The 23,965-nt window shown below is 64.5% G+C and carries 22 protein-coding genes; 6 read left to right on the top strand and 16 right to left on the bottom strand.

Going from position 1 to position 23,965, the window contains the following annotated elements; translation table 11 throughout:
* Positions 1 to 12: 12 nt before the first annotated feature.
* Positions 13 to 1,206 (bottom strand): BamA/TamA family outer membrane protein, encoded by a 1,194-nt coding sequence (locus C8J98_RS18725; protein WP_233260294.1) that lies wholly within the window; start codon positions 1,204 to 1,206, stop codon positions 13 to 15.
* Between the two features lie 179 nt (positions 1,207 to 1,385).
* On the opposite strand from C8J98_RS18725, the gene C8J98_RS18720 reads away from it, so the two are divergent.
* A complete protein-coding gene (locus C8J98_RS18720) occupies positions 1,386 to 2,414 on the top strand; it encodes an HAD family hydrolase (protein WP_107914861.1) in 1,029 nt (342 codons plus the stop codon).
* A gap of 29 nt (positions 2,415 to 2,443) precedes the next feature.
* On the top strand, positions 2,444 to 4,048 hold the full coding sequence (locus tag C8J98_RS18715) for an arylsulfatase (RefSeq protein WP_107914859.1): 1,605 nt from the start codon (positions 2,444 to 2,446) through the stop codon (positions 4,046 to 4,048).
* Positions 4,049 to 4,179: 131 nt separating this feature from the next.
* Here the strand turns inward: C8J98_RS18715 and C8J98_RS18710 are convergent, their stop codons facing one another.
* The 10 genes from C8J98_RS18710 to C8J98_RS18665 all read right to left on the bottom strand — a co-directional run bounded on the left by C8J98_RS18710 (position 4,180) and on the right by C8J98_RS18665 (position 13,293).
* Complete coding sequence (locus tag C8J98_RS18710) at positions 4,180 to 4,425, bottom strand: hypothetical protein (protein ID WP_107914857.1); 246 nt, start codon at positions 4,423 to 4,425, stop codon at positions 4,180 to 4,182.
* 11 nt (positions 4,426 to 4,436) lie between these two features.
* Entirely contained in the window at positions 4,437 to 4,880 is a 444-nt protein-coding gene (locus C8J98_RS18705) for a hypothetical protein (RefSeq protein WP_107914854.1), read from the bottom strand.
* Complete coding sequence (locus C8J98_RS18700; RefSeq protein ID WP_107914852.1) at positions 4,877 to 5,788, bottom strand: DUF2950 domain-containing protein; 912 nt, start codon at positions 5,786 to 5,788, stop codon at positions 4,877 to 4,879. Before C8J98_RS18700 ends, C8J98_RS18705 begins: the two co-directional genes overlap by 4 nt.
* A 9-nt stretch (positions 5,789 to 5,797) precedes the next feature.
* On the bottom strand, positions 5,798 to 7,240 hold the full coding sequence (locus C8J98_RS18695; RefSeq protein ID WP_233260293.1) for a DUF3300 domain-containing protein: 1,443 nt from the start codon (positions 7,238 to 7,240) through the stop codon (positions 5,798 to 5,800).
* 198 nt (positions 7,241 to 7,438) lie between these two features.
* Positions 7,439 to 8,227 (bottom strand): cobalamin-binding protein, encoded by a 789-nt coding sequence (locus tag C8J98_RS18690; RefSeq protein ID WP_107914850.1) that lies wholly within the window; start codon positions 8,225 to 8,227, stop codon positions 7,439 to 7,441.
* A 39-nt stretch (positions 8,228 to 8,266) separates the two neighbouring features.
* Positions 8,267 to 9,004, bottom strand: a complete 738-nt coding sequence (locus tag C8J98_RS18685) for an arginyltransferase (RefSeq protein ID WP_233260292.1) — start codon at positions 9,002 to 9,004, stop codon at positions 8,267 to 8,269.
* Positions 9,005 to 9,128: 124 nt separating this feature from the next.
* Positions 9,129 to 10,970, bottom strand: coding sequence for a GAF domain-containing protein (locus C8J98_RS18680; RefSeq protein WP_233260291.1), 1,842 nt, complete (start codon positions 10,968 to 10,970; stop codon positions 9,129 to 9,131).
* Complete coding sequence (locus C8J98_RS18675; protein WP_107914846.1) at positions 10,963 to 11,628, bottom strand: biliverdin-producing heme oxygenase; 666 nt, start codon at positions 11,626 to 11,628, stop codon at positions 10,963 to 10,965. Before C8J98_RS18675 ends, C8J98_RS18680 begins: the two co-directional genes overlap by 8 nt.
* Positions 11,629 to 12,021: a DUF2007 domain-containing protein gene (locus C8J98_RS18670; RefSeq protein WP_107914844.1), complete on the bottom strand. Its 393-nt coding sequence runs from the start codon at positions 12,019 to 12,021 to the stop codon at positions 11,629 to 11,631.
* Between the two features lie 9 nt (positions 12,022 to 12,030).
* Positions 12,031 to 13,293 (bottom strand): ectonucleotide pyrophosphatase/phosphodiesterase, encoded by a 1,263-nt coding sequence (locus tag C8J98_RS18665; RefSeq protein WP_107914842.1) that lies wholly within the window; start codon positions 13,291 to 13,293, stop codon positions 12,031 to 12,033.
* 56 nt (positions 13,294 to 13,349) lie between these two features.
* Here C8J98_RS18665 and C8J98_RS18660 point away from each other — a divergent pair, with 56 nt between their 5' ends.
* Both C8J98_RS18660 and hutU read left to right on the top strand, forming a co-directional pair.
* On the top strand, positions 13,350 to 13,787 hold the full coding sequence (locus C8J98_RS18660) for a hypothetical protein (RefSeq protein WP_107914840.1): 438 nt from the start codon (positions 13,350 to 13,352) through the stop codon (positions 13,785 to 13,787).
* Positions 13,788 to 13,873: 86 nt separating this feature from the next.
* Positions 13,874 to 15,547 (top strand): urocanate hydratase, encoded by a 1,674-nt coding sequence (gene hutU / locus C8J98_RS18655; protein WP_107914838.1) that lies wholly within the window; start codon positions 13,874 to 13,876, stop codon positions 15,545 to 15,547.
* A 222-nt stretch (positions 15,548 to 15,769) separates the two neighbouring features.
* On the opposite strand, the gene msrA is transcribed toward hutU, so the two are convergent.
* On the bottom strand, positions 15,770 to 16,444 hold the full coding sequence (msrA, locus tag C8J98_RS18650) for a peptide-methionine (S)-S-oxide reductase MsrA (protein ID WP_107914836.1): 675 nt from the start codon (positions 16,442 to 16,444) through the stop codon (positions 15,770 to 15,772).
* Positions 16,445 to 16,648: 204 nt separating this feature from the next.
* On the opposite strand from msrA, the gene C8J98_RS18645 reads away from it, so the two are divergent.
* On the top strand, positions 16,649 to 17,890 hold the full coding sequence (locus C8J98_RS18645) for an HD-GYP domain-containing protein (RefSeq protein ID WP_107914834.1): 1,242 nt from the start codon (positions 16,649 to 16,651) through the stop codon (positions 17,888 to 17,890).
* Entirely contained in the window at positions 17,887 to 19,140 is a 1,254-nt protein-coding gene (locus tag C8J98_RS18640; protein ID WP_107914832.1) for a GGDEF domain-containing phosphodiesterase, read from the top strand. The genes C8J98_RS18645 and C8J98_RS18640 overlap by 4 nt, the downstream gene beginning before the upstream one ends.
* Positions 19,141 to 19,179: 39 nt before the next feature.
* Here C8J98_RS18640 and coaE read toward each other — a convergent pair whose 3' ends face one another.
* From coaE to pilB, 4 genes are all read right to left on the bottom strand, one after another.
* The gene (gene coaE, locus C8J98_RS18635) at positions 19,180 to 19,809 is read right to left on the bottom strand and encodes a dephospho-CoA kinase (protein WP_107914830.1); all 630 of its coding nucleotides are present in this window, start codon (positions 19,807 to 19,809) and stop codon (positions 19,180 to 19,182) included.
* On the bottom strand, positions 19,806 to 20,675 hold the full coding sequence (locus tag C8J98_RS18630) for an A24 family peptidase (protein WP_107914828.1): 870 nt from the start codon (positions 20,673 to 20,675) through the stop codon (positions 19,806 to 19,808). Before C8J98_RS18630 ends, coaE begins: the two co-directional genes overlap by 4 nt.
* Before the next feature lie 81 nt (positions 20,676 to 20,756).
* On the bottom strand, positions 20,757 to 22,022 hold the full coding sequence (locus tag C8J98_RS18625) for a type II secretion system F family protein (RefSeq protein WP_107914826.1): 1,266 nt from the start codon (positions 22,020 to 22,022) through the stop codon (positions 20,757 to 20,759).
* Positions 22,023 to 22,166: 144 nt separating this feature from the next.
* Positions 22,167 to 23,891: a type IV-A pilus assembly ATPase PilB gene (gene pilB, locus C8J98_RS18620; RefSeq protein ID WP_107914824.1), complete on the bottom strand. Its 1,725-nt coding sequence runs from the start codon at positions 23,889 to 23,891 to the stop codon at positions 22,167 to 22,169.
* Positions 23,892 to 23,965 lie beyond the last annotated feature (74 nt).

The following is a 23,965-nucleotide window of genomic DNA, read 5'->3' as shown; positions in this document are numbered from 1 at the left end:
GAAATCTCCGCGTCAGCGCCACGCGCTACCTACCTGCAGGTACCAGGCGTGGTCGTCGTGGCTCCAGGCCCAGTCCACCCCGGCATAAAGCCCGAGCGCACTGGCAATGAGGTAACGGAAGCCGACGCCCTTGGTGGTCTCCGTGGGCGCGCTGTCGAACGCGTTGTGCCTGCCCCACGCGCGACCCGCGCCACCGAAAACCAGCGTGGCCCAGCGTTTGGTCATGTTCCAGCGCAGTTCCGCTTCGATCATGCCAACCGAGGTGTCCTGGTAGCGCCCATACGAAATGCCGCGCAGGTCGATCGAAGGCAACTGGTAGAAGGGCACGTTGCCCGGCGCCGTGCGGTAATCGGCACGAAGGCCAAGGACCAGGCTCTTGCCGATCGGGAGATAGCCCAGTGTGTGGGCGCGATAGGACTGGAACGTGTTGCTGCTGCCGATGCCCGGCATGTAGAAGGTCGTATCGACCATGGCCAATAGCCCGCTCGAGGGGGTCAGCGTGTTGTCGCGAGTGTCGTATTCGATCACCGGGCCGAGGCCGGAGGCTTTGCTGGCGAAGTCGCGCGGCTTGAAGAACTGTTTGTTGCTCTCGATGTTCAGGCGGCTGTTCAGATCGATATAGATCCACCGGACACCGAGATACAAGGGCGTATCGCCGACGCGATGCTGCACCTGCTGGAAGGAGAAATAGCCGTTGAGGTTGTAGCCGATCTTGCGCGGCGCGAGCACCAATCCCTGGGTGTAGAAGTCGAGGTTAACCGAAGCCTTGCCGAGGGCCGCCTTGTAACGCCAGCGATCGTCACGTAAATGAAACTCACCTGCGAGGGCGCCGCCATAGGTGCCGTTCTGGGTCTTCGCCGCGCCGAAGCCATAGATGTTCGGCGCGATGCGCTCGCCCCGATCCTTCGAAGCCTGCGACTGCTTTGCCGGGCGAAAGAATACCGCCGCGGCGCCCCCACCATTTCCCACGGCCGGTTCGGTGATCACGATAGGCACGATTAGTGCCCCCTTGTGCTGGAGCAGCCAGCGCGACATGTCGATGGCGTGGTCGTTGGGGTCGTGCATGAGCTGCCAGAAGGATTCCTTTGGTGCCGCCGTAGGCGGCGTCACTGGCGTCGGTCGGGCCGCGTCCTGGGCGAACCCACAGGCGGGCGCCAGCGCGAGCATCGCGCGGCACAGGAGAGGTGGGATCGTCGCGATTCGCATGGCTCGATCTTCGGCTCGGACCGATGCGGGCCACAGCGCAAACCTCCGCGAAACGGCTGGGTATTTCTACCTAGCATTCCGACCCCTCGTAGATTTACCTAGGGTCTTCTGGGCGCTACTACGCTTCGACTGTGTCATCCACTTGCGGATCATCGGACCCTCCAGAGGAGGGTGTGTCGATGCTTTGCTATCGGTGGGAGATGCGCCATACCGTGGCGACCTTAGCGCTGCTGTTCATCATCGCCACGACGGGGCGGGCACACTCCGATGGCGCAGGGGACGCGTTGCCCTCGTGGAACGACGGACCGACACGCACGGCGGTCATCGACTTCGTCACTGCGGCGACCAAGGAGGGCGATCCGGGCTATATCGCACCGGAAGCCCGCGTCGCGGTGTTCGACATGGACGGCACGCTCATGCCGGAGAAGCCGTTGCCGGGGGCGTTGCTGCCATTGGTGGCGGATGTGAAGACGGCCGTGGCCAAACACCCGGAGCTCAAGCAGCAACCTGGCGTGGCAGCCTTGCTCGCCGGCGACCTCAAGGGCCTGCAGGCGCTCGGCGAGAGCGGCCTCGCGCAGATTGTCGCTGCCGCCGTCGACGATCGCACGGCGGACCAGGTGTCCGCCGATATGGCGCGTGAGGAGCGTGCGGCACCGAACCCGCACTTTGGCGAGCCGTACACGAAGCTGGCCTACCGCCCCATGGTTGAACTCCTGCGCTACCTCGAGGCCAACGGCTTCCAGACCTGGATCTGCAGTGGGTCTCCTGTCGCCTACACCCGTGGGATGTCGCAGGAGGTGTTCGGCATTCCCCCGGAGCGGGTCATCGGCAGTTCGTTGCAGACGAAATTCGACGAGCGCGACGGCAAGACGGTGCTGACCTATACCGGCAAGGTGGAGCACGTGACCGACCGCGAGGGCAAGCCGCCGGTGATCCATCTGGCTATCGGTCGGCGGCCGGTATTCGTCGGCGGCAACGTCGGCGGTGTCGGCGACGTGGCGATGATGCGTTACGCCATGGATCGCGGCGGCCCGTCGTTCGCCCTGCTGGTGAACCACGATGATGCGGCACGTGAGTTCGTCTATGCCGAAAAGAATGGCGACTCCCTCGCCGCCGCCACCCGTTATCACTTCCGCGTCGTCAGCATCAAGAACGACTGGAAGAACGTGTTCGATCCGTCGGTGACCCCACGACCGTCGGCCCCCTGATCCACCTGTGCAATTGCGGAGGAGTGACCATGGCAAGCGTGAGCAAGAGCGACAAGAAAGACAAGAAGGCTGAGCCGGCCAAAGGATCTGCCGGCAAGGGCGGCAAGCGACCGAATATCCTGGTCATCTGGGGTGACGATATCGGCATATCGAACCTCAGCTGTTACACGCACGGGTTGATGGGTTACCAGACGCCGAACATCGACCGCCTGGCAAATGAAGGCATGATGTTCACCGACTCGTACGGCGAGCAGTCGTGCACGGCCGGAAGATCCTCCTTCATCACGGGGCAAAGCGTCATGCGCACGGGCCTGTCGAAAGTCGGCATACCCGGTGCGCCGACCGGCATGAACGAGAAGATCGTGACCATCGCCGCGCTACTGAAGAATCAAGGCTACACGACGGGCCAGTTTGGCAAGAATCATCTGGGCGACCTCAACCACATGTTGCCGACCAACCACGGCTTCGATGAGTTCTACGGCAATCTCTACCATCTCAACGCTGAAGAAGAGCCGGAGATGTATGACTACTTTCCCCAAGAGGAGTTCGGCGCCTTCATCGAGACGGTGAAGCCGCGAGGCGTGATCCATAGTTTCGCTACCGACGTCGACGACGCAACGGAACAGAAAAGATGGGGAAGGGTCGGTAAGCAGAAGATCGAGGATACGGGCCCGCTCAACCGGAAGCGGATGCTCACCTGCGATGACGACTTCGCGGAAAGGGCGAAGGGGTTCATCAAGAAGGCCACGGACGACGACGTGCCCTTCTTTGTCTGGGTCAACTTCACTCACATGCACCTGTATACGCATACCAAGGAAGAGAGCCTGGGCCAGGCCGGCCGCTGGCAGTCCCCTTATCACGACACCATGATCGACCACGACAGGAACGTTGGCACGCTTCTCGATTACCTGGATAAACTCGGCATCGCCGACGACACCATGGTCTTGTATTCCACCGACAACGGACCACACCGGAACTCCTGGCCCGACGGCGGCATGACGCCGTTCCGCAGCGAAAAGGACACCAACTGGGAAGGCGCCTTCCGTATCCCGCTGGTCGTTCGCTACCCCGGCAAGATCAAGCCCGGCTCCGTGTCGAACGAAATCGTGCAGCACCATGACTGGCTGCCGACGTTTCTGGAGCTCGCGGGAAACAAGACCGTTGTCGACGATCTCAAAAAAGGTGTCAAGGCGATTGGCCGCACCTATAAAAATCACATCGACGGCGTGAGCCTGTTGTCATACCTCACCGGCCAGGAGAAGAAATCGCCGCGCAAGCTCTTCGTCTACATCTCCGACGACGGCGACATCCTTGGTATTCGCTACGACAACTGGAAGATAACGTTCATGGAACAGCGGTGCAAAGGGACGATGCAGATCTGGGGCGAACCGTTCACGGCCATGCGCATTCCCAAGATCTACAACCTGAGGACGGATCCTTACGAGTTCGCGGACGTCACCTCGAACACCTATTGGGACTGGTACATCAACCACGTCTACATCGTCTACGGCGCGATAGCGTTACTCACCAAGTTCAATCAGACCTTTGGTGAATTCCCGAAGATCCAGAAGCCGAATACCTTTACTGCTGATCAGGCTATTGAGAAGCTCAATGACGCGGTGACGGGCAAGTAGTATGGGGGAGGCCTCGCGATCATCGGGCGGGTGGGTGAACAGCTCGCTTGATGGTTGCAAGGCCTCGTTCGGCAGTTTATGGGTGAGGGTTCGCCGCTGAAGCGGCTCCCACAACGGCTGCGGTGCCTGGTTCAGGGTTTGCCGGCGTCTGGCGGTTGGCGTGACTTGAGCTGGCGTAGCTCTTGCCGGGCGGATTCGACGGCCTCGTCTTCGGCGGCTTCCACGTAGCTGTGCACGCGCTTTCCGATCACGCGCGTCACCTCCTTGCCGTCGGCATCGCGAATGATCGCATCCGCGGAAAAGCATGAGGCGCCGGTGTCGCTTTCATGGCGAATGCAGCGCACTTCGTAGGAGTAGTCGAGCTTGACCTTGCGCATGGCGGCCTACCTCAGGGCACTTTCTCGAGCGTCATTCCGCCCACCGTAACTCCCAGGCCAAAGCCCTTGCCAGCGCCTGCGAGGGACATGTTTACCTCGCCCTTGGTCATGACCTGGGCTTCGCCATTCTTGGGCAGCCCCATGCTTGCCGTGGCGGCGGCGTAGGTGCCCAGCGTTTCATCGATCGACCTCACGTCCGAGAAGTTCGCCTTGCCACCCTTGATGTTGGACTTGCCGACGGCGAGGCCACCGCCATTCGCGGTCAGCTTAACTTTCAGGTGGCTACCGTCGGAGCAACTGACGGTCCCCGTGCCGGAGGAATGTTTGTAAAGGATGGACCAGGAGGCGAGATCGAAACGCATCGTGCACTTGAGCATGGCCGCGGCGTGGCCGGCTGGGGCGACGAGCGCGCCGGCGGCCAGCAGGAGCAGGGCGGGAAAGAGGCGAGCGTTCACTGGGTATCTCCTGCAGTCGGGGTGTCGCTCGGCACCTCGGTCCAGCTGGAGTCCGGATCGAAGCGGGTGATGGATGCAGCGGCGTGCTCGGAGTCCTTGCCCAGGTTCTTCTGGAAGATCTGGCCGTCATGGCTGATCTCGAAGGTCATCACCCCGGTCTCGCCATAGCGCACCGGCCACGCGATCAGCGCGAAGCCGTTGGTCAGCACCTTGCCTTCCATGTAGTTGTAGGCGCCACCGGGCGCCGAAGGCCCCTGCGCGGTGAGAATGCGGTAGTGGTAACCGTAGTAACCACCACCGGTGGGCGGCGTAATGAAGTACGGGCCCAGCGGGCTCTCCGGAGCGTTGTCGCTGGCTTCCCAGTACAGGCCGTCGTGCTTTCCGGGCGTACTGATCAGCTTGCTCGCGTAATGCGTCACGGCGTCCTTGTCGTGCGTGCTCGAGGCATAGTCGCGCTGGGCATCGTAGTAGGCGAGCAGGGCTTGCGGCACGGATGCTTCGTTATGGCCGATCTGCTGCGCGAGAATCTCGTCGCGGCCGGCCTTCGTATCGAATGACCAGCCGTTCGCTCCTTTCACCAGGGGGATCGGCAGCACCCAGTTCGAGCTACCCACCGCAAGGTGATGGGTGTTTCCTTCGGTGACGATCTTGTGCGAGCTGTCGTAGTCGGCGATGAAGGCGTCCACGTCGTCGCGATCGATGCCGTCAGTGGGGATGTACGTGCGCCAGTCCTCGCCGAGTACCTTGGCGAGAGCGGGTTGGTCGTGCGCCTTCAGCGCGGCGACCAGCGCTTCGGACGCGGCATCCGGCGTCGGGTACGTCGTTGCGGCAGCCCATACGGCGAATGCAGTGAGCAGCGACGACGCAAGGAGGGTCTGTGCGAACCGCTTGGTGAGGAATCGTGACATGTCGTGCTCCTAGCGACGATGGAATCCGCCGCCGCCGCGCGCGGGGACAGGCCGATTGATCTGACGGCCGGCAGCGGCGCCGCTGCGCTGGCCGCCGGCGCTTTGCATGCTGCGCTGGCCCTGCTGGCGCTGCGCGGCGCCATCCCCCGGTGAACGCACGCCGGAAAAGGCATTGGCGCGCGCCTGCGAGGCACCGGGCTGGTGTTGCACGCCGCCGCCGTTTGCACCGGGGCGATTCTGGCCGCCTTGACGGTCTGCACCACCGGCGCCCGGACGATTCCCGCCGCCCTGGCGGTCCGCGGCGTTGGCGCGGTTGCCCAGGTCCGCACGGTTGCCCGCATTCGCACCCGCAGCCCCTCCCGGATTACGGGAACCATTGAAGGTCTCGCCCGGTCGGCGTGCAGAGGCTGCCGCCCCGCCATTCGTCGTGCGGTCGAAACTCTGCATCGCCCGCTGCCGGTTGGCGTCCATTCCCGACGGCTGGCCACGGAACGCCTGGCGCTGTTGAGCGCCGCCCACGCCCTGGTTGAAGCGCTGCTGAGTGGCGGCGCCGCGATACGGCGTGCCGCGACGGTTGGCCGCGTTGTGGTTCCAGTTGGTGTTGCCGTTCCCGCTGATGCGGTTGTTCACGTTCATGTTGTTGTAGCGGTTGACGTTGATGTTGACGTCATTGTGTCCCCAGTCGCAGCCGCCCCACAGCGAATTGGCGACAGCGATGCCGGTGCCGAAGGCAAGGCCGGCGGCCAGCCCCGTGGCGACCGGATGGTAATAGCCCGGGGGTGGTGGGTAATAGGGCGGCGGGTAAGCCGGATACGCCCAGGTGCCGTACACCACGGTCGGGTTGTACGAAGGAACGTAGACCACCTGGGGATCAGCGGGCTGGATCTCGATGATCGTCGTCGTTGGCGCGCTCTGCTGCACGATGACCTTTTGCTGTTCTGTGCTCTTCAGGTTGCCGGCTTTCTGCGCCTGGGCTCGCAGGCGTTGCACCGAAGTCATCACGTCATCGGGCTGGGCGAGGAAAGCATCGCCGACGTTGCGTACCCAGTCCGGATGCGCACCCATCTGCGCGATCACCGGTGGAAAAGCCACCAGCGACTGCACGCTGGGATCCCACGGCTGGTTGGCCACCTGTTTCACCGCGGCGTCGCCGGTCGCCTTGGGATTGGCTTTCGACCAGGCGGCGGCATCGGCCACGTCGGCAGGGTAGGTCGAAGCCATTAACATCTGCGAGAGCAGGGCGTCCGGATACAGCGCGATGGGCGCCATGAACTGGTCGATCTGTTCTTTCTTGAACACCGGTGCCGAAGGTGCCGCCGGTGCGTTCTGGGCTGCCGGTCCCGGTGCGGCCGCAGGTGCAGGTGCAGGTGCAGGTGACTGCGCCAGGGCGACCGGTACGCCAAGGGCGAGCAGGACTGCGACGCCCACCCGCCAAGCCATGCGTGCATTCACGAGCGCTCTCCCACGATGCGGATCTCGAGGGAAAGGATCGATCCGGGCCGAAAGCGGCGACAGCGCAGTTGTGCGTAGCGAACTTCCGCAAAACTACCTACGTCCCACTCGGTAGGGACGCCTCCTATGAACATCCCTTCTGTGGGAGCCGATTCATCGGCGATAGGGTGCTAGCCCTAAGCCACCCCGCATCCAGCGTTACCTACCCGCCCACCCATGAATAATCCGTCGCAACTCCCCCAGCCCATCGGTCAGCGCAGCCGGCCCCGGCTGAAGAATCAGCGGCGACTTCACCTCGTACAGCTGCCCATCACGAATCGCCGGCACCTTCTCCCACCCAGCGCGCGCAGCCACCTGTTCGGGACGAAAGCGCTTCCCACACCAGGACCCGATGATGATGTCCGGCGCCGTGTCGATCACTTCCTGCGCGTCAGCGATGATCCGGTCCTTCGCTAAAGACTGCACCGCGCGACCCGGCAGCACGTCATCACCACCGGCGATGCCGACCAGCTCGGACACCCACCGAATGCCAGAGATCATCGGCTCGTCCCATTCCTCGAAGTACACGCGCGGCCGGCGAGGCAGGCGGGCGGATGCTTCGCGTGTTTCATCGAGGCCGCGTTCCAGCGTGGCCGCCAGTCTCTCGGCTTTATCCGCCACACCAACCATCGCCCCGAGCCGGCGAACGTATTCGAGGATGCCTTCGACGCTGCGATGGTTGGAAATCCACACTTCCACGCCGGCCTTGATGAGCGCCTGCGCGATATCGGCCTGGATGTCCGAAAAGCCGATGGCGAGATCGGGCTTCAGGGCGAGGATCTTGTCGACCTTGGCGCTGGTGAATGCGCTGACCTTGGGCTTGTCGCGGCGCGCCTCGGTGGGCCGCACGGTGAAGCCGCTGATTCCTACGATGCGGTCCTGCTCACCCAGAAGGTAGAGGGTCTCGGTCGGTTCTTCGGTGAGGCAGACGATGCGGCGCGGGCCCATGGGGGTTCCGGTGTTGGTGTAAACGCCGATTGTGACGGCTCAAGGCATCTCAATCCAACGCCCATGTCGCCGAATCTCCAGCGGCCTGAACCGCCGCTTGTAATCCATCTTCGGATGCCCGGCAATCCAGAAACCAAGATACACATACGGAATGCCACGACGCTTCGCCAACGCCACCTGCTGCAGGATGCCGAACGTGCCGAGGCCACGCGCTTCCTCATCCGGGTCAAAAAACGTATAGACGGCCGAAACGCCGGCAAGGGCAATGTCGGTCACGGCGACACCGAGCAACTGGTCGCCGAGGTAGTACTCGAGGAACAGCGTGGGGCTCCACGGTGCCGCGAGGAAACGTTGGAAGTCCTCGGCATCGGCCGTATCCATGCCGCCTCCGCTGTGACGCGCACGCAGGTAGCGCTCGTAGAGTTCGTGCCGCTCGGGGGTGAAGCCGGGGATGCCTTCTCGTATGGTCAGGTCAGCGTTGCGGTTGAGGCAGCGCCGCTGGGCGCGGTCCGGCGCGAAACGCTCCACGTCGATGCGGCAGGGCACGCAAGCCTGGCAGGCGGCGCATTGCGGCAGGTAGAGGTGGCCGCCGGCGCGGCGGAAGCCTTTTGCGAGCGCTGGGCCGTAGAGTTTGTCGAGATTGGGCGCGCCTGGGTCGACCACGAGGTTTTGCGCCGTCCGCTCGGCGAAATAGCCGCAGGTGTGCGGCAGGGTCTGGAACAGGCGGACTCGGTCGGTCATGGGGATGTTATAGCGCTGAAGGGCGGTCGGCGTCATCGCGGGCTGGGCTATCTTGTGGGAGCCGATTCATCGGCGATCCCGCGGCAGCGGGTCGGGGTGCCGCGAGCACCCTATCGCCGCTGAAGCGGCTCCCACACAAGACCTGCCTGGCCTTCTGACCTCAGGGCCCGAAATGGAAGACGGACATCCAGTGGGTGATGCTGCCGACTGAGTCCGCTACCGGTTCCAGTTCTACGCGGCTTCTCAGCAGCGATCCATCGGAATGGCGCAGGGATACGGTCACCGCGTCGGCGCTTTCGCCGAGCAGGGCTGTCATGGGAAGCCCGGTGACACTCTCGGCACTGCGGTGGGTCTTGTGCACGAAGGCGTCGTTGACGAATACGACGATGCAGTCGCGCCAGTCGTCCTGCGATGCGTCGGTGATGACGATGGGGTCGGGCAGGCGGGCCAGCGAGGCGCGCATCAGGGCAAAGCTCTGCTGGTAGTACTTGCGCTCCATCATCTCGATGAGCACTCGCAGGCCCCGCGCGGACTCCAGGTGCAGTCGCGACCAGGGGCGCGAGCGACCGCGAACGTTTTCCTGCCAGCTGGCAAAGCTCTGCCGCGGCGACAGGCGCGCGCCGGGGTAATTCTCCAGCTTGGCGAGGTTGGGGTTGCCGGCCCAGCGCACATTGCGCACCTGCTCGGCACGTGTCCATACGACGGCATTGTGCGCGTCCGACTGCAACGGCATGAAGATGATGCCTGCCGCCAGGCTCGTCATCGCGGGGTCGGACAACTCGGGATAGCGCGCGCCGATCTGGTCGGTATGCAGGACACCGGTGATGCCGTCGACGTCCCCGGCGACACCTCTGCCGACGAAGTCACGAATGCGCAGCAAGGTCGCTTCGTCCGGAAGCTGGCCGTGACGCATCACGCGATTGCCGGCGAAGATGGCGATGCCGTCCGCATCCACCACTTCAAGCAACTCCGGCGCCAGCGAGGCGAGAAGATCCGGATCGATCCTGTCGCGCTCATTGAAGGCGGTGATCAGTTTTTCGCGCACCGTGAGCAAAACGCTCTCGCCTTCGATCTTCGTCAGTTCGTCGATCGCGGCCACGCGCGAGGCGAAGGCCCGTGCCACGGCATCGGCTACTTCGCGCATGCGGTGGTCGGCGAAGAAGGGGCTGTAGTGGTGGCAGGAGATCAGGCCCCACAGCTTGCCGTTGGTGATGATCGACGCCACCAGGGTGCCGGTAACGCCCATGTTCCCGAGATATTCGAGATGTACCGGCGACACGCTGCGCAGCGACACGTCGCTGAGGTCCGTTGCCGCTGAGGTTTCCGGATCGTAGGCCGGAAGGAGGCGCGCCGGCACGTAGCGGCAATCGCTGATCTGGCGGACGCGGTTGCGCAGGTAGAGCGCTCGCGCCTGCACGGGAATGTCCGTGGCTGGGTAGTGCAGGCCGAGGTAGGCTTCGAGGCCTTCCTGGCGCGCTTCCGCCACGACTTCGCCGTGCCAGTCGTGATCGAAGCGATAGACCATGACGCGGTCGTAGCCGAGCAGGTTGCGTACGGCACGGGCCACGCGCGCGGCGGCGCGTTCCACGGTGGGATCGAGCTCTAGCCGGTGCGTGAGGTCGAAGCCCACACGGTAGGGGTCGTCTTCGAAGTAGCTCACGTGCGGCTCGATCTCGATCATCCAGCGCGTGTCGTAAGCGTGTACCGAGGCGTACCACCCGGACGGCTTCGTGGCATTGGGGAAGGTCACCGGCACCCAGGGGCTGTGCGCAGGGCACTCGTCGTCGTCGAACAGATCTGCCGGGAGCGAGACGACTTCGTTCAACGGGGCGTCGAGCAAGAATGCCGGTTCAACGCCGAGCACATCGGCGGCATTTTCGCTCACCTGCAGTATGGCGCGCGTACGCGCGTCCACCACGATCAGGACACCGTGCGGCTGGATCGAGCCCGGAATGTGGATGGGTTCGCGGTCGCAGGCGGTCAGGTCGGGCAGGTCAGTCATGGGGCGCAGGATCCTTCAGCGTCTGTTGAAAGCGCGCGAACATCCGCCGCGCGGCGTGGACGGCAGCTTCCTGGGAGGCTTCGTCGGGGAGTGCGTGGTCGAGCAGGGACTGGAAACGCCGCCAACTGGCGGGAGCGTTTTCGCCGATCGCGTAGAAATGGTGCGGAAGCTGGGGGTAGAGCTCGCGGAGGCGGCGGACGATCACGCGGCCGCCGAGGGCGGAGCCTTCGATGACGTAGAGCTCGCCCCAGGCTGCCGCGCTGTGCCCTGTGGGAGCCGCTTCAGCGGCAATTGTGGGAGCCGCTTCAGCGGCGAAAGGCGTTGCAGCGAGGTAGGTGCCGTTGTCGCGCGCCGTATCGCCGCTGAAGCGGCTCCCACAGCGGCTCCCACAGCGGCTCGTACAGAGATCTGCCTTGATCAACGAAGCCCGCGAAACATAACGCCACTCTGTTAACGCCTCCAGCCAACCGCCTCGCTCGGCTTCCCACTCACGAAACAACCCAAGCTGCGCCCGCAACAACCCGGCATAACCGGATTCATCCAGCTCACCGGCAAGCAGCAAACGCATGCCAGCCGTCGCCTCGGCAGCCTCATGGGCATCCCGGGTCGCTTCGCGGAGGAGAAGATGGGCGGGCGTCAAACCGACGGCGCCGTCCATTCAGAGCACCTGGACGGCCTTGAGCACGACAACCACCACCACACCGGCGACGATGGCCAGGGCCATCAGGCGTACGCGGGCCGCCGTGCGCTGCGGCTTGGGCCGCAGGTCCGGTGAGCGGTGCATCTGCAGTTCTTCCTGGAAACGCACCACCGGCTCGATGCCGATGTCCTTCAGCAAGGCGCGGGCCTTGGGGAAGTCGTCGGCGCTCTTGACCCATACCTGCGGCCACGAATCGCGGTTGTCGTTGCGCTGCGAATAGCTGAAGCGCTGGTAGGTCGGGCGATTCCAGGTCGACCGGTTGGTGACGGTCGTCTCGATGTCGTGCTCGGTGAGGAGCGACACGATCCGGTCGATGTTTTCCGGGCGGGGTGAGGTATATATCTGGCGCATACCCCGATTCTACGGGATTTGCCCCGGAGCCAGCAGACCCTTCACATCCTCGATATGACCGTCGTTGGGCTGCGCCGGCAGGCGCAGCAGGCCCATCAGCAGTGGATACACGTCCACGTTGGGGAAGGGGGCGACGGTGACTCCGCGCGCAAACGCCGGCCCGTGTGCGACGAACAGAGCGCGCATGGCGGGGTCCAGATTGTCGTAGCCGTGCTCGCCCATCGACATCGGATCCTTGCGTTTGGCGAGGACCGCGCGGCTGATGATCGACCAACCCGTATCGGCCAGGCATTCGAATGCCGGTACGCGCGGATGGGTGCCGTAGTCGAGGCGCCTGGGCAGGTCCTGCTTGCGGTAGCAATGCATGTGCTCGTGCGGGCCGAGCAGTCGCGCAACGGCCGCTCCCGTGTCCACGCCCGGCTTCGGGTTGAACGTGGCCATGACGCCGTAAGACACCGCGTCGAGGGCGTTGAGATCGGTGGCATCGTCGGCAAAGACGATGTTGCCCTTGGGCACGTAAGCCATGCCGTGGTCAGACACGATCACCAGGTTCATGCGGTCGTAGAGGCCACGCTGGCGCAGCTGCGTCACGAGGTAACCGATCGCGTCGTCGACGTCGCCAAGCGCGGCGTTCAGCTCGGCGGAATCCGGCCCGTGCTCATGACCGGCATGGTCCACGCTGTCGAAATACAGGGTGTCGAAGGCCGGCTTCGGGCCCGGCTCGTCGATCCACGAGAGCAGCTTGTCCACGCGCTGCCGTGAGGTAAGCGAATCGTCGAAGGGAATCCAGTGATCGGGACGCACGCCATGAATCTCGGCCTCGGTGCCGGGCCAGAACATGGTTGCCGTATGCAGGCCATGCTTCTGTGCGGTCACCCAGATCGGCTCGGCGTCCGCCCACCAGCGGCCATCACTGGTCGCGGCATGATTGGACAGGCTGAACTTGCCCAGTACCGGGTCCTGCATCGTGTTGTTCACGATGCCGTTGCGGTCGGGCACGCGGCCGGTCACCAGCGTGTAGTGGTTGGGGAAAGTCAGCGAAGGGAACGAGGGCAGCATGTATCGGGCGCGCGCGCCGTCGGCGACGATGGCGACCAGGTTCGGTGTCAGGCCGCGGTCCAGGTAATCGGGTCGGAACGCATCGATCGAGACCAGAAGCACGGACGCGACGGGTGGAGTGGCGGGCTTGGCGGGGCGCGTGGCGCAACCGGCCAGGACCACCGCGAAAAGCGCGATGAAGACGCGCGGCAGCGTGGACGACGTGGCGTTCATGAGGGACGACGTAGGCTCTGTTTATCAAGGCAATCCGCCTATGATGGACGAGTCCCATGACCAATTCATCTCATAAGTTCCTGCTCTTTCTTCTTGCGGTCGCGCTGCCGTTGACCTCGGTCGCGCAGACATCGACACCGGCCAAGCCCGCACCTGCGGCCCGGCCCGCGACCCCCGCGCCGGTCGCACGGCCGGTCGTAGCGACGCCCCCGCCAAACCAGCAGTTCCAGCGCCAGGTGAATCGCCAACAGGTGATCAACCAGCAGAACCAGAACGCGGTTCAGCAGCAGCTGCGCCAGAACAACATGAACCAGCAACGCAGCACGGCGACCGATCCGGCCCTGCGCAGCCAGCTGGACAACGCCGATCGCGCCCAACAGCAGAGCTACCAGGCCCAGCAGGACGCCACGGTGCGTCGTGCCCAGGCCGATCCCAGGGTACGCGATGCGGCGCAGCGGGCCACCCCTGCCAATGCGGGCTCAGCGGGGCACTAACGCGTTGTTTGTTGCGACGCGGCTGGCGAGGCGCCGCACCGCAAGCCCATAATCGGCGATTCCCCTGGATCGACGGAGCCTCCCCGATGACGGCCTTTACGCGCATCGACACGACCCGCACCGTCCGCGCACCGCGCGGCGCCGAACTCACCTGCCGCAGCTGGCTCACGGAAGCGCCGTTCCGCATGCTGCAGAACAACCTCGACCCCGAGGTGGCCGAGAATCCGGCCGAACTCGTCGTCTATGGCGGCATCGGCCGTGCCGCACGCAACTGGGAATGCTTCGACGCCATCCTTCGCGCCCTGCGCGAACTGCGCGACGACGAAACGCTGCTCATCCAGTCCGGCAAGCCGGTCGGCGTGTTCCCGTCGCATCCGGACGCGCCGCGCGTGCTGCTGGCCAATTCCAACCTCGTGCCGGCCTGGGCGAACTGGGAACACTTCAACGAGCTCGATCGCAAGGGCCTGATGATGTACGGCCAGATGACGGCCGGCTCGTGGATTTACATTGGCTCGCAGGGCATCGTGCAGGGCACGTATGAAACCTTCGTCGAGATGGGCCGCCAGCATTACGGTGGCAGCCTCGCCGGCCGCTGGATCCTCACCGCCGGCCTGGGCGGCATGGGCGGCGCGCAGCCGCTGGCCGCGAGCCTGGCCGGTGCCTCGTCGCTGACCATCGAATGCCAGCAGAGCCGTATCGATTTCCGCCTGAAGACGCGTTACGTCGATGAACAGGCGACGGATCTCGATGACGCGCTGGCACGTCTGGATCGTTATGCGAAGGAAGGTCGCGCCGTCTCGGTGGCCCTGCTCGGCAACGCTGCCGACGTGCTGCCGGAACTGGTTCGCCGCGGTGTCCGTCCGGATGCCGTTACCGACCAGACCAGCGCGCACGACCCTGTCAACGGCTACCTGCCGTCGGGCTGGACGGTGGAAGAATGGTTCGAGCGCCGCAAGTCCGATCCCGCGGGCACCTCACACGCGGCCAAGGTTTCCATGCGCAAGCACGTCGAGGCGATGCTCGCCTTCCATGCCATGGGCGTGCCCACCTTCGACTACGGCAACAACATCCGCCAGATGGCCAAGGATGAGGGTCTGGTCGAGGCCTTTGCGTTCCCGGGTTTCGTGCCGGCCTTCGTGCGCCCGCTGTTTTGCCGCGGCGTGGGGCCGTTCCGCTGGGTCGCACTATCCGGCGATCCGGAAGACATCTACAAGACTGACGCCAAGGTGAAGGAGCTGATCCCCGACGATCCGCACCTGCACCGCTGGCTCGACATGGCCCGCGAGCGGATCAGCTTCCAGGGTCTTCCGGCGCGCATCTGCTGGGTGGGTCTGGGTCAGCGTCATCGCCTCGCCCTGGCTTTCAACGAAATGGTTCGCAACGGCGAGCTCAAGGCGCCCATCGTGATCGGCCGCGACCATCTGGATTCCGGCTCGGTCGCCAGTCCCAACCGCGAAACCGAGTCCATGCGCGACGGCAGCGACGCGGTCAGCGACTGGCCGCTGCTCAACGCCATGCTCAACGTGGCCGGCGGCGCCACCTGGGTCAGCCTGCACCATGGCGGCGGCGTAGGCATGGGTTACAGCCAGCACAGCGGCGTCGTTATCGTGGCCGACGGCACCGAGGCGGCGGACAAGCGCCTCGCGCGAGTGTTGTGGAATGACCCCGGCACCGGCGTCATGCGCCACGCGGATGCGGGGTATGAGGATGCGATTGCGTGTGCGCAGGAGCAGGGGTTGAATCTGCCGATGATCGGGTGACGGTGTCGATCATCGGGTAAGAGCATCGCCGATGAATCGGCTCCCACAGAAAGCGGGCTCCCACAGAAAGCGGGCTCCCACAGAAAGCGGGCTCCCACAGAAAGCGGGCTCCCACAGAAAGCGGGCTCCCACAGAAAGTGGGCTCCCACAGAAAGCGGGTTCCCAGAGACCGGAACCTCAGCTCCTTGTGGGAGCCGCTTCAGCGGCGAAGGGGTGCTAGCCTCACCGCCCATTAGCCCAGGCAGCGGTATACCGCTCCGGATAAATCCGCTCCAGCGCCAGCACCTTCGGCCGGTCATTCACCGCGATATACATCGCATCCGGGTTCAACCGCATGTAATCCTGGTGATAGTCCTCAGCCGGATAAAAGGCCTTCAACGGCGTCACCTGGGTCACGATCGGGGCGGAAAACGCATGCGCCGCCGTCAGCTGGGCCACATAAGCGTCGGCCACCTTCTTCTGCTCCGGCGTGGCGAAAAACACCGCCGAGCGGTACTGCGTGCCCGAGTCCGGCCCCTGGCGGTTCAGCAGGGTGGGGTCCTGGGCGACCGAGAAGAACACCTGCAGCAGTTGCCCATAGGTAACCTGGGCCGGGTCGTAGACCACGCGCACCGACTCGGCGTGGCCGGTATCACCCTCGCTTACGTCATCGTAGTTGGCATGGGCGGCATCACCGCCGGCATAGCCGTTACGGACGCTCTTAACGCCGCGGACGTGCTGGAAGACGCCTTCGACGCCCCAGAAGCACCCGCCGGCGAATACGGCGGTGGCCTCGCCCGGCGCGGCAGCCGCGTCGACGGTGGGGGCGGGCAGGTGTACACCCTCGTCGCGGGCCGAGGCTGCGGAGCAGGCCGTGAGCGCGATCAGGAGGGGGACAAACAAGGAGCGGCGGTTCATGCGGATCTCCGAAGGAGGGGGCCTGCCTGATAAGACCGGGCGAACCAAAGGAAACTGACAGGGTCTAGCGCTACAGTTAACAAACATCCGGTCGATACAGGACCGACGACCGTGAGCCGGGCAGCCGCGGCACGAATCCGGCAAAATGACGGTTTGACCAAGACTGCCCACCGCGCTGGCAGTATCGACGGAGGCAGGGGAAACGTGGCGTACGACCTGGTGGAGAGACGCGTCTTCGTGACCGATCTGGAGATCGGCATGTATGTCAGCCGCCTCGATTGTGAATGGTCGGACACGCCCTTTCCGTTGCAGGGGGTGCCGATCACCTCCCGTGAGGACATCGAGTCCCTGCAGCGCATCTGCAAGTACGTCTTCGTCGACCTGCACCGTCGCGTCGCGCCGGCGCGTGTGTCAGGAGTCGCGTCAGCGCCAGCGCCGACGGCAGCCAAGGTACGCCCGGTCCTGAACACGCGACTGGTCACCCGGCATAGCTACAGCGACACCGCTTCCTTCGACGACGAGATGCCGCGGGCCCGCGAGGCTTTCGATACCGTGGCCAGCTTCGCCGCGCGCATCGTCGAAGACATCCAGGCCGGCCGGCCGATCGATCCGGACGCGGTGGAAAATGCCGTGCGGCCGATGGTGGAGAGCGTGCTGCGCAGCGGCGACGCCTTTTTCTGGATGCAGAGCCTGCGCCAGCGCGACAGCTACACCTACCAGCACGCCGTCGGCTGCAGCACGCTGGCGGCGGCCTTCGGCCGGCACATGGGCTTCACCGACGACGCCATCGTCAGCCTCGCCGCCGGCGGCCTGTTGATGGACGTGGGCAAGTCGCAGTTGCCCGAGGAGATGCTCGAGCGAGGTGGTCCGCTCAACGACGCCGAGTGGGAGCTCGCCCGCCAGCACGTGAACGAAGGCGTGGCCATTCTCGATCACTCCGGCGTTCTCGATGCGGAAGTCCGCGACATGGTGCTCACCCATCACGAGCGCTTCGACGGCAGCGGTTACCCCCAGGGGCTGGCCGGCACCGCCATCCCGCTGGCCGGACGCATGGCTGCAATCATCGACACCTACCATGCGATGTCCACGCCACGGCCCTATCGGCCAGCGGTGTCCCAGCACCTGGCGATCCGGCAGCTCTATTCCGGTCGGGATCGTGAGTTCCAGGGTGAACTGGTGGAGCAGTTCCAGGCTTGCCTCGGCGTCTATCCGACCGGCTCGCTGGTTGAGCTCAACACCGGCGAGGTGGCCATCGTCATGGTGCAGAACCAGGCACGCCGCCTGCAGCCGCGCGTGGCGCTGCTTTCCCGCACGGACAAGAGCCATCTCGATGACTTCATGATCGTGGATCTCATGCGCCAGACCAACGGTGTACGGCGCGAGATCCTGCGCACACTGGCCGCCGGCAGTTTCGGTATCGACCCGAGGGAGTATTTTCTGTCATGACCAGCGAGCGGTCGCACATCCTGCCGGCTATTCAGGGCATCCTCGACCGGTCGGTCAACGACGCCGGCCTTTGCGCGGTGCTGGTCATTCGCCTGCAGGGCATGCGCGAGGCACAGCTGCGCTTCGGCTTCGACTTCGGCAACGAGGTCATGCTTGCCGCCCGCGAGCGCATGGTCGATGCCGTGCGCCACGTGGACAAGATCTTCGTGGCCGGTGACGACACCTTCGTCGCGGTGCTGCCTGCCATCCGCAACCGCACGCATGCGCTGCTTGCCGCCACGCGTATCGTCGGTGCCTTCGACAGCCCGCTGCTGCGCGGCGAGCGTCCCTGGCACGGTCGCGCCGTGATCGGCGTGACACTCTACGGCGAGCACGGCACCACGGCGGAATTGCTCTACCGGCGTGCCGAGCTCGCGCATGACGAGGCGCTACGCATCGGCGAGCCGTTCGCGGTTTATCAGCAAGACGCCACGCCGATCGAAATCCTCTACGGCGAACTGCGCGAGGACATCGAAGCCAACCGGCTGCACGTGGCTTTCCAGCCACTGTGCGACCTGCGTACGGGCGAAGTGGTCCGCGTGGAATCGCTGGCGCGCTGGAGCACGCGTTCCGGCGTGGAAGTGGCCCCGGCCGACTTTGTTCCCTTCGCCGAGCGCAGCGACCTCATCGTGCAGCTGACCCGCTGGAGCCTTCACGCGTCGCTGCGTCATACGGCCGCCCTGCATCGCGGCGGCTGCCCGCTGGACGTGGCGATCAATCTTTCCCCGCGGGTCTTCGCCGAACAGGGCTTCGCCGAACAGATGCTCGGCGCGCTGGAAATCTGGGGCGTCCCGCCGGAATCGGCGATCATCGAGATCACCGAAACCGCGCTGCTCACCGACCTCGACATGAGCGTGCGCGTGCTGCGCCGCCTGCGCGACCAGGGCGTGCGCGTGGCCATCGACGACTTCGGCACGGGCTACGCCTCGTTCGCCTACCTGCGCCACTTCCCGGCCACCGAGCTGAAGATCGACCGCAGCTTCGTCGACGCCATGATCGGCGACAGCCGCACCGAGCTACTCGTCCGCGCGATGGTCGACGTGGCTCACCGCCTCGGCCTGGAAGCGGTGGCTGAAGGCGTGGAAAACGAAGAGACGCTGCGCCGCCTCGTCGAGATGGACTGCGACCTCGTACAGGGCTACCACATCGGCCGCCCCATGGTCGCCGAGGACTTCGTCGCCGAGCGCATCGCCGCCGCCTCCCTGGTCTGACTTTTGTGGGAGCCGCTTCAGCGGCGATTGCCCCTTACATCAAGGCAGAGCATCGCCGCTGAAGCGGCTCCCACACAAAGCCAGGTAGTGTTGGTGCAGCTCGCCCACCTTCACCGCCAGCTCCGCCTCGCTCCCCTCATTGACGATCACATCGTCCGCGATCCCCAGCCGCCTTTCGCGCGACGCCTGCGCCGCGATCATCTTCCGCGCCAGCTCCTCATCCACACCGTCACGCCGCGTCAGCCGTTCAATCTGCACCGCCTCCGGCACATCGACCACCAGCACGCGGTCGACCCATTCGTAGTTGGCGCGATTCTCCACCAGCAGCGGGATCGACAGGATGCAGTAAGGGCCGCTATCGGCGTTGACAGCTTCGTGCAGCCACGCGCGGATGCGCGGATGAAGAATGCCCTCCAGCGTCGTTCGGGCCAGCAGGTTGTCGAAGACACGCTTGCGCATGGCCGGCCGGTCCAGCCGGCCTTCGCTGTCCAGGGCGTCCGTACCGAAGGCGCGAGCTATCTCCACAAGCGCCTCCGATCCCGGTTCGACCACGGCCCGCGCCGCGACATCCGCGTCGTAGGCATGGACACCCAGGGCCTCGAAGCAGCGCTCCGTCGCGCTCTTGCCCGAGGCTACGCCACCGGTGAGTGCGACGACGAAGGCGCTCATTGCAGCCCCGTCAGGTGCATGTAGCCGGAGAGGAGCGAGTCGCCGAACATCAGCCAGACCCAGCCGGCCGCCGCGAGATAAGGGCCGAAAGGAATCGGTACTTCGCGCTGATGCTTGCGGAACACCATCAGGCTCCCGCCGACCAGCGCGCCGATCAGCGACGACAGCATGATGATCGGCAGCAAGGCCACCGGGCCTAGCCACGCGCCGAGCGCGGCGAGCAATTTGAAGTCGCCGTGACCCATGCCTTCCTTGCCGGTGAGCAGCTTGAACAGCCAGTACACACTCCACAGGCTGAGGTAGCCGATCAGGGCGCCGAGGATGGCCGAGGAAGGCGATACCGGCAGCGCTTGCCAGCCCGGGATCAGGGCCAGGCCCAGGCCGATCCAGAGCAGGGGGTAGTTGAGCTCGTCCGGGAGGAACTGGGTGCGGGCGTCGATGCCGGACAAGGCGATCAGGAAGTACGTCATCACCAGGCCGGCGAGGGCCCCGATGGTCGGCCCGAACCGCCAGACGACGGCGGCGCTGGCCAGTCCCGTGAGCAGCTCCACCAGCGGGTACTGCGCCGAGATCGGCTCACGGCAGTATCGGCAACGGCCACGTAGCAACAGCCAGCCGAACACCGGGATATTGTCGCGGGCGGCAAGCGCGTGCTTGCACTTCGGGCAATGCGAGCCTTCGACCACGATCCCCGGCGGCCGCGGCTCCTCGGGTGCCTCGATCTCGAGCACCTCGCGCGCCTGCTTGCGCCAGTCCGCCTGCATGCGCTCGGGCACCCGCAGGATTACCACGTTGAGGAAACTGCCGACCAGCAGGCCGAAGACGCCGGCGACACCGATCCAGAGGGCAAGGGGTAAATCGAGCATGGGCAATCCGTGATCCAAGAAAAAACCCTCCGCCCGCAAGGGCGAAGGGTTCCTATTGTGCATGGCGCGGGCGCGAAGAGGTCAGACCGTACCGGCCAGCTTGAAGATGGGCAGGTAGAGGGAGATGACCATGCCGCCGACGAGGACGCCGAGGATGACCATGATCATGGGCTCGAGCAGCGTGGCCAGGTTGTCCACCGCGTTGCTGACTTCTTCTTCGTAGAACTCGGCCACCTTGAACAGCATGTGGTCGAGCGAGCCTGACTCCTCGCCGATCGCCGTCATCTGCACCACCATGTTCGGGAACAGGCTGGTCTGTCGCATGGCCAGCTGAAGCTGGTGACCCACGGCGATGTCGTCGCGCATCTGCATGATGGCTTCGCCGTAAATGACACTGCCCGTCGCGCCGGCGACCGCTTCCAGCGCCTCGACCAGCGGCACACCCGCATGGAAGGTCACGCCGAGGGTGCGCGCGAATCGGGCGATCGCCGACTGATGCATGATGGCGCCCATGACGGGCAGTCGGAGCATGACTCGTTCGAGGAAATGGGCGAACTTCGGGGAGCGTTTCTTGCCCTGGATTAGGACCGTGACGCCGCCGACGATGGAGATCAATACCAACCACCAGTACGCCTGCATGAACTCCGAAGCCGACACCACGAACTGGGTCGGAGCGGGAAGCTGGGCACCAGCATCCTTGAAGGTTTGCTGGAACACCGGAACGACGAAGAGCAGCAGGATCGACGAGACCAGCAGGGCAACGACCATCACCATGAGCGGATAGAACAAGGCCTTCTTGATCTTTGCCTTGATGCTCTCCATGCGCTCCTTATAGGTCGCCACCGTGTCGAGCACCGTATCCAGTACACCGGCGGACTCGCCCGCGTGGACCAGGTTACGGTAGAGCTCATCGAACTGCACCGGGTGTTGGCCCAGGGCCTCGTGCAGCGACGAGCCGCCCTCGATACCGGTCTTCACATCGATCAGGATGTTCTTGAAGCGAGGGTTCTTCTGGCCATCGATGATGATGTCGAAAGCCTGGACCATCGGCACACCCGAGGCCATCATGGTGGCGATCTGGCGGCTGAAGATCGCGACGTCGCGTGGCTTGACCGTCTTGCCGGCCGAGCCGAACAGGGGCTTGGACTTCTCGCGTACTGTCTGGGGGTTCATCCCCTGGCGACGCAGTTCCGCCTTGACCAGCGCGGCGTTCTTCGACTGCATCTCTCCCTTCATGCGCTTGCCGCGCTTGTCCAGGGCAGTCCAGTCGTAGGATATGAGCTTGCTTACTTGGGCACGAGCAACGCCCACGGCGCGCGTGTTCTTGGTGGCGGTGGCAATGGCCATGACGCGGTGTTCCCCCGGATTGATGCTTCAGGGGACCGCCCCCTATCGGTCGGCCCCTGTTCTTATTCTAGTGTGAAGCCTTGGTCATCTGTCTTTCTGCCATCTGGCGCACATCTTGGGCGAGCCGGATGGCTTGTCGGGCTGTCAGTCCTTGGTAACCCGGTTGATCTCGGCCAGGCTGGTCATGCCATTGCGGACCTTGAGCAGGGCGGACGCGCGGAGGTCATTGATGCCGTTCCTGCGGGCCACTTCGCCGATCTGCATGGCATTGCCGCCCTCCAGGACGATCTTCTGGATGTCCTCGACCATCGGCATGACCTGGTAGATGCCCACGCGACCCTTATAGCCCTCGTTGCAGCTGTCGCAGCCGACGGCTTCGTAAACCTTGAAGCCGGTATCGATTTCTTCCTGGGTATAACCTTCGGCTAGCAGCGCGGTCGCGGGCAGGACGATCTCTCGCTTGCAGTCATGCAGGCGGCGGGCCAGGCGCTGGGCGATGATCAGGGTGACCGACGAAATGATGTTGTAGGGCGCAATGCCCATGTTCATCAGGCGGGCAATGGTCTGTGGTGCGTCGTTGGTGTGCAGGGTCGAAAGGACCATGTGACCTGTCTGCGCCGCTTTGACCGCAATCTCGGCGGTCTCGAGGTCGCGGATTTCGCCGACCATGATCACGTCCGGATCCTGGCGCAGGAACGAGCGCAGGGCGGCGGCGAAGGTCATGCCGCGTTTGACGTTCTGCTGGACCTGGTTGATACCTTCGACGCGGATTTCGACCGGGTCTTCCACCGTGGAGATGTTGCGCCCCTCGGTGTTGAGGATGTTGAGAGCCGTGTACAACGAGACCGTCTTACCGGAGCCGGTCGGACCGGTGACCAGCACCATGCCGTAAGGCTTTTCGATAGCGTCGAGGTAGAGGTTCTTCTGGACTTCTTCGTAGCCGAGCTTGTCGATGCCCAGTTTGGCCGAGGATCCGTCGAGAATACGCAGCACGATCTTCTCGCCGAACAGGGTCGGCAGGGTGCTCACGCGGAAGTCGATCGCCCGGGTTTTGGTCAGGTTGAGCTTGATGCGGCCGTCCTGCGGAATGCGCCGCTCGGCGATATCCAGGCCGCTCATCACCTTCAGGCGCGAGGCGAAGCGGTTGCCCAGCTTGATCGGCGCCGTGGCGACCACGCGCAGGATGCCGTCCATGCGCAGGCGCACGCGGTAGACCGTTTCGAAAGGTTCGAAATGGATATCCGAGGCACCGCGTTTGATCGCGTCGACCAGGATCTTGTTGACGAACTTGACGATCGGGGCGTCGTCGCCGGCTGTGGCGTCGATGCCAGTCGTTTCGCCTTCATCGTCGCCGCCTTCGAGGGACAGCTCGTCGAGCGTGCCGTCCTCGTAACCAGAGACCTGCGAATTCATCGAGGCGAGGGCGCTATCGATGATCCGACGCAGCTGGCTGCGCTCGACCAGCACCGGCTCGACCATATGGTTCGAGTGGAACTTGATCTCGTCCAGCGCATGCGACTGCATCGGATCGGCAATGCCGACGAACAGGCGCTTGCCGCGCTTGAACAGGGGCAGGGCCTGGTGCTTGGAGATGAGTGCCTCGGTAACCAGGTCCAACGGCATGTTGGCCGGGACCATGTTCCCGATGTCCATCAGCGGCATGCCGAACTCGGACGATGCCACCTGGGACAGTCTCGGACTGTCCACAAGGTTGTGATCCACCAGCCAGGAGGACAGCGAGACCCGCTTTTCCGCCGAGTCCTGGACCGCCTTGCGCACGTCCGCCTCGGGCAAGACGCCCTCGGTGACTAACCGGCGTGCCATACCCGTCAGACCTGCCAGCATCGGCGCCTGCATTTGTGAAGCCATGTTGGGTCCCGTTTCCCCGAGATACGCGCCTGAATCTACTCTAGATTGTGGATTTGGTCACGTGCGGACGCGTG

Source organism: Luteibacter sp. OK325 (assembly GCF_003050935.1).
Lineage (GTDB): Bacteria > Pseudomonadota > Gammaproteobacteria > Xanthomonadales > Rhodanobacteraceae > Luteibacter.
Note: the sequence above shows the minus strand (reverse complement) of the source record. Positions and strands in the feature narration are given on the sequence as shown.

Coding starts and splice junctions, on each gene's coding strand:
- C8J98_RS18725 (WP_233260294.1), bottom strand. CDS start 1,206: ATGCGAATCGCGACGATCCCACCTCTCCTGTGCCGCGCGATGCTCGCG.
- C8J98_RS18720 (WP_107914861.1), top strand. CDS start 1,386: ATGCTTTGCTATCGGTGGGAGATGCGCCATACCGTGGCGACCTTAGCG.
- C8J98_RS18715 (WP_107914859.1), top strand. CDS start 2,444: ATGGCAAGCGTGAGCAAGAGCGACAAGAAAGACAAGAAGGCTGAGCCG.
- C8J98_RS18710 (WP_107914857.1), bottom strand. CDS start 4,425: ATGCGCAAGGTCAAGCTCGACTACTCCTACGAAGTGCGCTGCATTCGC.
- C8J98_RS18700 (WP_107914852.1), bottom strand. CDS start 5,788: ATGTCACGATTCCTCACCAAGCGGTTCGCACAGACCCTCCTTGCGTCG.
- C8J98_RS18690 (WP_107914850.1), bottom strand. CDS start 8,227: ATGGGCCCGCGCCGCATCGTCTGCCTCACCGAAGAACCGACCGAGACC.
- C8J98_RS18685 (WP_233260292.1), bottom strand. CDS start 9,004: ATGACGCCGACCGCCCTTCAGCGCTATAACATCCCCATGACCGACCGA.
- C8J98_RS18680 (WP_233260291.1), bottom strand. CDS start 10,970: ATGACTGACCTGCCCGACCTGACCGCCTGCGACCGCGAACCCATCCAC.
- C8J98_RS18675 (WP_107914846.1), bottom strand. CDS start 11,628: ATGGACGGCGCCGTCGGTTTGACGCCCGCCCATCTTCTCCTCCGCGAA.
- C8J98_RS18670 (WP_107914844.1), bottom strand. CDS start 12,021: ATGCGCCAGATATATACCTCACCCCGCCCGGAAAACATCGACCGGATC.
- C8J98_RS18665 (WP_107914842.1), bottom strand. CDS start 13,293: ATGAACGCCACGTCGTCCACGCTGCCGCGCGTCTTCATCGCGCTTTTC.
- C8J98_RS18660 (WP_107914840.1), top strand. CDS start 13,350: ATGACCAATTCATCTCATAAGTTCCTGCTCTTTCTTCTTGCGGTCGCG.
- hutU (WP_107914838.1), top strand. CDS start 13,874: ATGACGGCCTTTACGCGCATCGACACGACCCGCACCGTCCGCGCACCG.
- msrA (WP_107914836.1), bottom strand. CDS start 16,444: ATGAACCGCCGCTCCTTGTTTGTCCCCCTCCTGATCGCGCTCACGGCC.
- C8J98_RS18640 (WP_107914832.1), top strand. CDS start 17,887: ATGACCAGCGAGCGGTCGCACATCCTGCCGGCTATTCAGGGCATCCTC.
- coaE (WP_107914830.1), bottom strand. CDS start 19,809: ATGAGCGCCTTCGTCGTCGCACTCACCGGTGGCGTAGCCTCGGGCAAG.
- C8J98_RS18630 (WP_107914828.1), bottom strand. CDS start 20,675: ATGCTCGATTTACCCCTTGCCCTCTGGATCGGTGTCGCCGGCGTCTTC.
- C8J98_RS18625 (WP_107914826.1), bottom strand. CDS start 22,022: ATGGCCATTGCCACCGCCACCAAGAACACGCGCGCCGTGGGCGTTGCT.
- pilB (WP_107914824.1), bottom strand. CDS start 23,891: ATGGCTTCACAAATGCAGGCGCCGATGCTGGCAGGTCTGACGGGTATG.